General features: G+C 59.8%; 6 protein-coding genes. 5 read left to right on the top strand and 1 reads right to left on the bottom strand.

The genetic code is table 11. The annotated features are described in order from the left end of the window. From ABYO54_RS12475 to rimO, 3 genes are all read left to right on the top strand, one after another. Positions 1–1,071 (top strand): AIR synthase-related protein (locus ABYO54_RS12475; RefSeq protein ID WP_372808582.1); only part of this gene is annotated, 1,071 nt, incomplete at its 5' end. 141 nt (positions 1,072–1,212) lie between these two features. Then, the gene (locus ABYO54_RS12480; protein WP_372808583.1) at positions 1,213–3,234 is read left to right on the top strand and encodes a protein-disulfide reductase DsbD family protein; all 2,022 of its coding nucleotides are present in this window, start codon (positions 1,213–1,215) and stop codon (positions 3,232–3,234) included. Between the two features lie 80 nt (positions 3,235–3,314). Further along, positions 3,315–4,652, top strand: coding sequence for a 30S ribosomal protein S12 methylthiotransferase RimO (rimO, locus tag ABYO54_RS12485; protein WP_372808584.1), 1,338 nt, complete (start codon positions 3,315–3,317; stop codon positions 4,650–4,652). A gap of 162 nt (positions 4,653–4,814) precedes the next feature. On the opposite strand, the gene ABYO54_RS12490 is transcribed toward rimO, so the two are convergent. Then, positions 4,815–5,240: an OsmC family protein gene (locus ABYO54_RS12490; protein ID WP_372808585.1), complete on the bottom strand. Its 426-nt coding sequence runs from the start codon at positions 5,238–5,240 to the stop codon at positions 4,815–4,817. A gap of 520 nt (positions 5,241–5,760) precedes the next feature. Between ABYO54_RS12490 and ABYO54_RS12495 the strand changes: the two genes are divergently transcribed. Both ABYO54_RS12495 and ABYO54_RS12500 read left to right on the top strand, forming a co-directional pair. Continuing rightward, complete coding sequence (locus ABYO54_RS12495) at positions 5,761–5,985, top strand: hypothetical protein (protein ID WP_372808586.1); 225 nt, start codon at positions 5,761–5,763, stop codon at positions 5,983–5,985. Further along, positions 5,969–6,487, top strand: a complete 519-nt coding sequence (locus ABYO54_RS12500; RefSeq protein WP_372808587.1) for a hypothetical protein — start codon at positions 5,969–5,971, stop codon at positions 6,485–6,487. Before ABYO54_RS12495 ends, ABYO54_RS12500 begins: the two co-directional genes overlap by 17 nt. Positions 6,488–6,601: the final 114 nt, after the last annotated feature.

The raw sequence follows: 6,601 nt of genomic DNA on the forward strand, positions 1-6,601 counted from the left end.
ACGCTCGTCAAACTGATGGGCGACCTGAACCTCTGCTCGCGCGAATACAAGAGCCGCATCTACGACGGCGAAGTCAAAGGGCTTTCCGTCGTGAAACCCTACGTCGGCGTCAACGCCGATGTCCCGTCCGATGCCACCGTCATGCGCGTGGAATACAACAACGATCGCGGCGCCGTGCTGGCCGAGGGCATCAACCCCTGGTTCTCCGATATCGACACCTACGACATGACCACCTCGGTCATCGACGAAGCGGTTCGCCGCATCGTTGCCGTCGGCGGCGACATGAACCGCATTGCGATTCTCGACAACTATTGCTGGCCGGACCCGGTCGAGTCGGATAAAACCCCCGACGGCGCCTTCAAGATGGCTCAGCTCGTACGCTCCAACAAAGCACTGTACGATTTAACAACTGCGTATAAAACGCCAGCGGTCTCGGGTAAAGACTCCTGTAAGAACGACTCCACACGGGGTGGAAAGAAAATATCAATACCTCCTACGTTGCTGGTCTCCTCCATCGGTCAAATCGATGACGTCAAGAAAGCCGTCACGATGCCGATGAAGGATGCCGGCGACGTAGTTTATGTCATCGGCGAAACCAAGGATGAGCTTGGTGCGTCGGCCTACTACCGCCTGCTGGCGGAAGAGCAGGGCACGCCGATGAACTATGGTGGAACCGTCCCGGCCGTCGATGCCGAGAAGGCACTCAAGATTTATGCGGCCATGAACAAGGCCACCGATGCCGGACTGCTCAAGTCGGCCACGACCCCCTCCAAGGGCGGACTCGCCGTTTCCCTCGCGTTGACCGCCATCGGCGGGCAGCTCGGTGTGCAGGTGGATCTGTCCGGTCTGGGCGTCGATGCCGCCACGGCCCTTTTCTCCGAATCCAACAGCCGCTTCGTCGTGACCGTCGCGCCCGAAAAGGCCGCCGAACTCGAAGCCCTTTTCGCCGGCCTGCCGATCGCAAAAATCGGCGAAGTGGTCGCCGAGAAGAAGCTGAAGGTTGCCGGAGCGGTTGACGTCGACTTGGATGCGCTGGTCAAGCCGTTCAAGCAAACGCTGTTCGGAGTGTAGCCCTGGGGCGCGAGCGGGGGCCGGAAGGCTTCGCCGCCCAGCGCTCTGCAAAACAGTTTGAATTCAAAGCGGGCGGCTTTGCCGAAGGCCTCTGCAATCGCTGGCGGGAAACCCGTGGCGGACGATTCCCAAGGAGAGTTTATGAATATGTTCAATTGGTCTTTTCGTTCTTGGTTCGGATTAGCCGTAGGGTTGCTGTTGCCGGTTTGGGCGTACGGGCAGTTTGGTGCGCCGTACTCGGTTACCGTTCAGGAAATCGACCCGGGCGCCAAGGAGCAGGTTTCGCTGGAGATCGTTTTCGATATTCCCGCGGACATTCATGTGTTCGCCTCGGAGGACCAGTTCTTCGCGTTTTCCGTGAAGAATTCCACCGGGCTGGGAAAACCTGTGCTGGAGATGCCGGAGCTCAAGGACTACACGGACCAGCTCGGGGAAACCTCGCCGGTGCTGACGGGCCACATGGTGATCCGCGCCACGTTGCCCTACACGGGGGCACCGGGTAGCCGCTGGGCGCTCGAGGGGTTCGTCGGCTCGCAAGGCTGCGACGACAACACCTGCTTCGCGCCGCGTTCCGATGCGTTCAGCTTGAGCGGAGTCGTCCCGCAAGATGCCGTCGTGACGGCGGCGAAGGGCGCGGTCGCGCCGGTTGCCCCGGTCGAGCCGCCCGCGGAAAGCGCGCCGCGGAAGGGGGTATCCGCCGACGTGAACAACCTGGGTTTCGACTATGAGATCAACGGCGGGGCGTCCGATGTCGGCGGCGAAGCGGGCATCGGCGTCATTATAAAATACATGATCTTCGCCTTTCTGGGCGGGTTGATCCTCAATTTCATGCCCTGCGTGTTGCCGGTTCTTTCGATCAAGGCGATGAGCATCGTCGGCTCCGCCCATCAGGACCGCAAGGAGATCTTCAAGGGCGCGATGTCCTACACGGCCGGGGTGCTGGTCTCGTTCTTGACGTTGGCCGCATTGGTCATCATTGCGAAGGCGGGCGGACAAAGCGCGGGGTGGGGCGACCATATGCAGAACCCGGTCTTCGTGATCGTCCTCTTCATCCTGATCTGGGTGTTTTCGCTCTCCCTGTTCGATGTATTCATCATCCAGCTTCCGGGCATGGGCGTCGCGACGAAGGCCAGCAGCCACGCCGGGCACAAGGGCTCCTTCTTCAGCGGCGTGTTCGCGGTGCTGCTCTCCACGCCGTGCACGGCGCCGATGCTGGGCTCCGCCGTCGGTTTCATGTTCGCCCAACCCGCCTATCTGGTGGTGCTGTCTTTCCTGCTGATCGGCCTGGGGCTGGCGTTCCCGTTCATCTTGCTGGGGCTTTCGCCGCGCGCAATGAAATACATTCCCAAGCCCGGCGAGTGGATGAACACCTTCAAGGAGGTCATGGCCTTTCTGCTGATCGGCACGGCGGTCTTCTTGCTCTCCATTCTCTATAGCCTGCTGGGGGAAAGCTTCCTGCGCTTCTGCGTTTTCATTCTGCCGCTGAGCTTTTCCTGCTGGCTCTATGGGAAATACGCCGGGCCCGGCAACCCGGTGCGCCGGCAATGGGTCTTCTCCGCCATTGCGCTCGCGGTGGCGGTCGGCAGCGGGGTTTATCTGATCGATGTGCCGGAGCGGATGTCGCCGGAAGTGCGCGATCAACAGATCGGCGGTTGGGCCAAGCTTTCCGACGAGCTCGTCGCAAAGGCCAAGGGCGAGGGCCGCCCGCTGCTGGTCGACTACAACTCCGTCTGGAGCGAGGACCATGGTTCTTTCCAACTCGACGACACGCTGAAGAAGTTCGTCGATCAACACGACGTCATCCTGGCCCGCGACGAATCCACCTGGAAACCGCTGAATGCCGAAACGCTGCGCTCGGCGCTGGTGGACGACGAGCGCATGGTCTTCATCGACTTCGGCGCGGAGTGGTGCGCCACCTGCAAGGTGAACGAGCGCACCGTGCTCTTCACCGACGCCATGCAGGCGGAGTTCAAAAAACGCGATGTGCTTCTGCTCAAAGGCGACTTCACGCACCGCGATCCGGAAATCAATGAATGGCTCGAACGGTTCGGCCGCGCCGGCGTTCCGCTCTACGTGCTGTTCAAGCCCGGCGAAACGATCCAGGCCGTCACGCTTCCGGAGCTCATCAATGCGGGGATGGTCATCGACGCGCTCGATGGCTAGTCGTTGCTTTTGCCGGCAACGGGGGGCGCAAGAGCGCGTTCCGCCGAACCGGCGCATTCTCCCCTGGGTGGGTGGTTACTATGAAAAAGAATATCCAGATATACATCGTCAGCCTCGGTTGTGCCAAAAACTGGCTCGATACGGAGATCATGGCCGGTTCCGCCGTCAGCTCGGGCATGCTGATTACCCCTTATCTTGAAGAGGCCGATATCTTCCTCATCAACACCTGTAGCTTTATCTTCGACGCCCGCACCGAGGCGGAGCAAAACATTCGCGAAGCTCTGCTTTGGAAAAAGAAGAAAAAGCGCCGGAAGGTGGTCGTTGCCGGATGTCTTCCCCAGCGCAATATCGACGAGGTGCAGGGGCAGTATCCGGATGTGGATCTCTTCCTCGGGCTCAACGACGTGGCCTCCTTTCCCCGTTTGGTCGAAACGATGTATGCCGGCGATGCGGCTGCGCCGCAAATGGGCGAGTGCACCTATATCTATGATGAAAACACGCCGCGCCTCCAACTGACGCCTTCCACCTACGCCTATCTCAAGATCGCCGAAGGCTGCAACCACAAGTGCGCCTTCTGCGCCATTCCCTTGATCCGCGGTCTCCAGCGCTCCCGCCCGGTCGACTCGATCGTGCGCGAAGCCAAAAACCTGATCGGGAACGGCGTCTACGAATTGATCCTGATTGCCCAGGATACCACCAGCTACGGCACGGACCTCGACGAGGACGCTTCGTTGCCCATGCTCATCGCGGCGCTGGACCGGATCGAGGCCGACTTCTGCATCCGCATCCTCTACACCCATCCGCTCCATTTCAGCGATGACGTGATCGCAATGTTCGCCACGTCGAAGCATCTGGTTCCCTATGTCGATATTCCGCTGCAGCATGCATCGACCTCCGTCCTCAAGGCCATGAAGCGCGGCGCCACCGAGCAGACCACCCGCAATCTGGTGGAGCGGATCAAGCAGGGGATCCCGGCGGTAACGCTCCGTAGCACCTTCATCGTCGGTTTCCCGGGCGAGACCGAGGCCGACTACCAGGCGCTGAAGCAGTTCATTCTCGATGCCGAATTCGACCGCCTTGGCGTCTTTACCTATTCGCCGGAAGAGGGCACTTCCGCCGCCGGGCTGAACGACGGCCTGGTGCCGGCCGATGTCGCCGAGGCGCGCCGCGACGAGCTGATGCAACTCCAATCGGAAATCGCCCTGAAAAAGAACCAAGCGAAGATCGGCCGGGTTCTCGAGGTCATCATCGAAGGCGAAGACGACGAGGGAATCGTTGGTCGCACCTTCGGCGACGCCCCGGAGGTCGACAATCTGGTGCATGTCGAGATTCCCGAAGGCGTAACGGAACTGCCGCCCATGATCCAGGTCCGCATCACCGATGCGGAAACCTACGATCTGTTCGGGCAACTCGCCTAACCCGCCGCCCGTGCGCCCGGTTCTTTTTGGAGGCGCGCACGTCGGTGGGACACCCCGACGGCGCAGGGGACCGTTCGGGGGGCGTAGCTTGCAGGACCGGGGAGCCCCTGGTGGATTTTTTGACTCCCGGGCAACGCCCCGATGCCTGCTTTTATTGCTGGCTTACACCGCTTTGACAGGCACGCCGGAAAGGGTGTCTTTGACGGGGCAGGCGCGCAGGACGTGCTCGCGCAGGGCCTCGATCTTTTCCGCGGGCGAGGGCGATTCAATCTTCAGCGCATAGCGAATCTCACTGAATCCGGGGCGGGCATCGGATTTTCCCATGAAACCATCCGGATCGAGATCGCCTTCCATAGCGACCTTAACATCGGTAACTTCCACGCCATGGGCCGGCGCAAATGCATTAACCAGCACCACCAGGCATCCGCCGAGCGCGGAAAGCAGCAATTCAACGGGGTTCGGTCCGGTATTGTTTCCACCCAGATATTCAGGTTCATCGATTCGGATGGTGTGCGGTCCGCTAAGGGCATCGCAAGCGACTCCCTTTCCTGTCCACGTAACATCACTCTTAAAGACCACGTTCGGCATGTCTCAATCTCCTGGTTAAGGTTGAGTATGCAGGTTGGGTGGATTGAGGGTATAAATCAATAACAATGACGAAATTGGTGGGTAGACGGTAAATTAAAAGGCCCGGTTTGGAAATCGAGTGCCCCATGCCGCAATGAGCCTTTCTTCTGGTCGTGGAAAGCCGTGAATCGCCCGTGCCGGAAACCGTCCGGTTTTGTGGGCTTGGGGCTGCGTCTTCACGCAAAATCCATTTTAATCGTATTTCGAGAAACCACTGCTCCGTCGCGATGACGTTAGGGGCTTCCTTGTTTATGACAGAGAAAAGCCGCCGGGCCCTCTTGCCAGAGACGCAACATCTGCTATGTTGCAACTCGTAACAGCGTCCATAGAGTCCTTCCCGGGTGGGAGGGCGCCAACCGGTGCTTCGGAGAAGCGAACGGTGGTCCAGTCGGACGCGCAACAGTCGAATTGTTTGGCTGTTGAAATTAAGAACTCTCCGGGCATGGCGGTTCCAGGCCCGGGAAACCGGAAAGGAAACGTCATGAATGTTCAACCCTATCCTGCGCTGTCGCTACGCACGGACCCAAGCAATCCCAACCACCACCTGTGGAACAACAACGGAACCTGGTTCGCCGCGTATACCGTCCTGACGTCGCCGCTGACGGCCGAGCGCGTCCGCATTTCGCTCGGCACCCGGGATGTGCTCGTCGCTCGTCAGCGGCGCGATCGGCTGTTTCAGGAGGTGGACCATGTGCTTGCAGCCTGAATTCGCGAACTACAGCGTCAAGACGACCGGGTGGACCGACGAGCACTGGAATTGGTGCGAATCGCGGGGGATGGCCTTTCGCGTCTTCGTCAATTCCGACGGCGGTGGCTACAACCATCATACCGTCGAATTCCAAGCCTTGGAACTTGCCCGCGCCTTTCTGGAGCACTTCGGAATCTCTGGACCGCGGCGTCTCTATGCCGAGGATCGCGAGGGTAAAATCCATTATCTCGAGTCTACCCCGAAACCGGGCCGGGAGGGCGCCATGAGCGAATATACGCAGCCGCAATTCGAAGAGGTGCTCGGTCGGTTTCGGGCGGATCCCGGGGCGGGCCTCGCCGGACCCTTTGTCCATTCGGCGCCTCGCGGAAATATGCATCGCGGTCCGTTCAAGGAATGCGCGTGGAGCGTCGGCAAGGATACCGTACTGAAAAAAACATGGACGCCGGACTGCGGATGGCGGTTCTTCATGCGCGGTGCGACGGGAGGCTCTGATGCGTAACTATGCAGGAATAAAGTTGATTTGCAGAGAGGATCAGTTTCATCCGTCGATTGCAGAATGGTGCGATGAACTTCCCGGAAAAGGGGAAGTCTACACTATTCGGGATGTGATAAC

The sequence above is a fragment of the Pontiella sp. genome, assembly GCF_041622395.1.
Classification (GTDB): Bacteria; Verrucomicrobiota; Kiritimatiellia; order Kiritimatiellales; family Pontiellaceae; genus Pontiella.